This is a genomic window from Neisseria sp. Marseille-Q1983 (assembly GCF_018224585.1).
GTDB classification, from domain to species: Bacteria; Pseudomonadota; Gammaproteobacteria; order Burkholderiales; family Neisseriaceae; genus Neisseria; species Neisseria polysaccharea.
On the sequence record NZ_JAGTUI010000085.1, the window covers coordinates 1 to 2,561 of the forward strand.

A 2,561-nucleotide genomic window follows, 5' to 3' on the forward strand; every position below is an offset into this window, starting at 1 on the left:
GCCGTCTGCGGCCAGCGGGTCGAGGTCGGCCACGGTTTGGTGCAGGTAGAGGTTGTCGGCATCCAACTGGCAGACGGGCTTGGTTGGAGGGTATTGGTTTTCGCTCATGATTTATCCTTTCAGGCGGCCTTAAATTTTGATACAGGCCAACAATGCGATGTTGCGTGGGCGGTTTTCGTTGGCCGTGGGAACAACGCGGGAGGCGTCGAATGTGATGGCGCGCGGAATATTGTCATTTCCGCTGTTGCTTTCGGCTGTCCACTGTTTCCATGATTTTTCCACGCCAAACGCGCCCGTCGTCTCGATGTAGTCGAACAGTTGCAGTGCGCCGTTTTGGCCGCTGTCTAATTTGCCCGTGATATTACGAATGGCGTCGCTTTGCCCGCTGCCCAGTGCCCGCCTGCTGTCGATGCCGCGGCCGTCGTCCCAGCCGCGTATAAATTCGCCGCGCAGGTCGGGCAGATTGAAGGTGGTGCGTCCGTCGCCTGCGCCGTAGGTGGTACCGATGGATTGGAAAAGTGCGGCGTAGAGGGTGCGCGATACGGCCGCGCCGTTGGCTTTGAGCCAGCCGGTCGGGGCGGTCTGCCCGGCGAAGTACATCACGGCACCGCTGGGTATCATGCCGGCGAGGTCGTCGACATTGAGCAGGCGTTTGCCGTCATAGCGCAGCTCGCCGTCATTGCGCATGGACAGGTATTTTCCGCTGCGCTTGTTGTAAAAATAAGCGTTTACGTTGTTTGCGCCGATTTGCAAGTATTGGTTGGCATTAAAGTCGCCCACGCTGTCGGTCACAATCGCGCCTTTTTTCAGGGTGGTGAGGCCGGTAAAGGTTTTGTCGCCAGCAATTTCTTGGTTGCCGGTGGTTTTGACGGCTCCGTCTGCTGCTTCTTTAGCGGCGACGGCTTTGTCGTAAGCCTCCTTCACCGCCTTCGGTGTAGCCGCCTGCTCTTCGCTCTCGCTGTCGGTGGCGGATGAAAGTTGCGTAGAACCCGCCTGCGCGGTGCTGGCTTTCAGCCCTTTGCCTGCGTGTATTGCCCATTTCCCCGTGTTGTTGCCGCTGTTCGGATTGTGGGTGTTGGCATCTGCCAGGCTGATGTATTCGGTGTCCAGCGTATCGCTGATAAGCACCGCACCTTTGGGGTAGCCGCCGATGGCGTCGCAAAAGGCTTGGTCGAAGCGGTAACGCCCGCCTTGGTTTTGCCAAACGGTGTGCGCGCTGATTTCATACAGCACGCCGTTCATATCTTTGCCGCTGGGCGGTTTGCCGCCGACGGAAATCGGGGTCATGGTGATGCTGGGGAAACCCTCGGCATAGGTGGCGGCTTCCTGCGCCAATCCGCCGTTGCGTTCGGCTGGGATATTGTTTTTCAGACCGTCTGAAGCCCAGGCTTTGGTTAATAGTTTCGGTTGCGGCATGGTTCAAACTCCCATAAAAAAAGCACCCTCGCCGAAGGGTGCCAGGTTGGCTTCGATGTAGCCGAAGGTTTTATCTTCCTCCGGCTCGTAAAAATCCAGTAATACGCCGCTTGGACGCGGCAACAAGTCGCTTTGCCGGATGATGGCGCGTTCGACGGGCAACAAATAAAACTCGAACACATAACGCGCCGCCATCGTGCCGTTTTTCACAAAATACGCTCGTCCGCGCGTGCCGAACATCTCGTGCAGGAGGCGGTTGATATGCGGGGCGGTTGCATAGATGATGTTGCTCATCGCTTTGAGCATAATCACGCGGCGGTAGGCATCGTCGTCCAAGCGGTATTGCCGCTCCAAGCCTTCGCCGCTGCTCCATACGCCGTTGCCAAACGGGGTAAAGCCCTGCGTAAAGCCGATGTATTCGTCTTGTGCGGCGATCATCACTTCCCGCCCGATGCCGACAATCGCGCCCCAAATATCCAGCCCGAAGCCCTGCGCGGTAGAAACGTTCCACACGGTATCGTAAAACCGCCGCCTGTCGGCGCGCGGGTCGATGCATTCGTCAAACCGGCGTATCAGGCGGCAGATAACGGAGCTGTTGGCGTATTGGCTGATAACGGTTTCCTTAACGTCTATCATACGCTTACCACCTCGATGTTTTCGGCACGGACAACAGGCGTTTGGTCGATGCCGACCGACACGGAATTGCCCATACCGCCCGCAGACAAACCGATTTCCACGTCTAACACATGCACATTCGGCACGGCCTGCACCACGGGGGCGACATAGCGGATGGCATAAAGATTTGCGCCGATGCGCCCTTTGAATGCATCGGCAACGGCCTGCTTAATGGCGGCATCCGCACCGAGAAACGCGCCGCGCTCGATTTTGATGCGGAAATACACCGGCAGTTCGGCAGGGCGCATAAAGGCGACCTGATAGGCGGGCTTCGGGTCGCTGTAACCGTGGTCGTACACCGTGATTTCGGTGTTGCCGTTGAAGTCGCAGCCGCTTCCTGCGTAGCGTAATATGGTTTCGGCAACCGCCGTATCATCCCCGCCCACCGCCGCCACATAAATGCTGTGCGGCTTGAGCGTGTAATGGGTTGCGCCCGCCTGCACGCTTTGTCCTTTCGGGTTGTCGATGAC

At 58.0% G+C, this 2,561-nt stretch carries 2 protein-coding genes and 1 pseudogene; all 3 read right to left on the reverse strand.

Annotation, left to right across the window (positions count from 1 at the left end):
* Positions 1 to 129 precede the first annotated feature (129 nt).
* Complete coding sequence (locus KEM39_RS11050; RefSeq protein ID WP_211710043.1) at positions 130 to 1,416, reverse strand: phage tail protein; 1,287 nt, start codon at positions 1,414 to 1,416, stop codon at positions 130 to 132.
* Between the two features lie 3 nt (positions 1,417 to 1,419).
* A complete protein-coding gene (locus tag KEM39_RS11055) occupies positions 1,420 to 2,052 on the reverse strand; it encodes a DUF2612 domain-containing protein (protein ID WP_211710044.1) in 633 nt (210 codons plus the stop codon).
* Positions 2,049 to 2,561: pseudogene (locus KEM39_RS11060) on the reverse strand (hypothetical protein); the annotation flags it as partial. The pseudogene KEM39_RS11060 and the gene KEM39_RS11055, both read right to left, overlap by 4 nt.

What these genes read in the sequence shown, in the direction of transcription:
- KEM39_RS11050 (WP_211710043.1), bottom strand. Translation starts at nt 1,416, where the DNA reads ATGCCGCAACCGAAACTATTAACCAAAGCCTGGGCTTCAGACGGTCTG.
- KEM39_RS11055 (WP_211710044.1), bottom strand. Translation starts at nt 2,052, where the DNA reads ATGATAGACGTTAAGGAAACCGTTATCAGCCAATACGCCAACAGCTCC.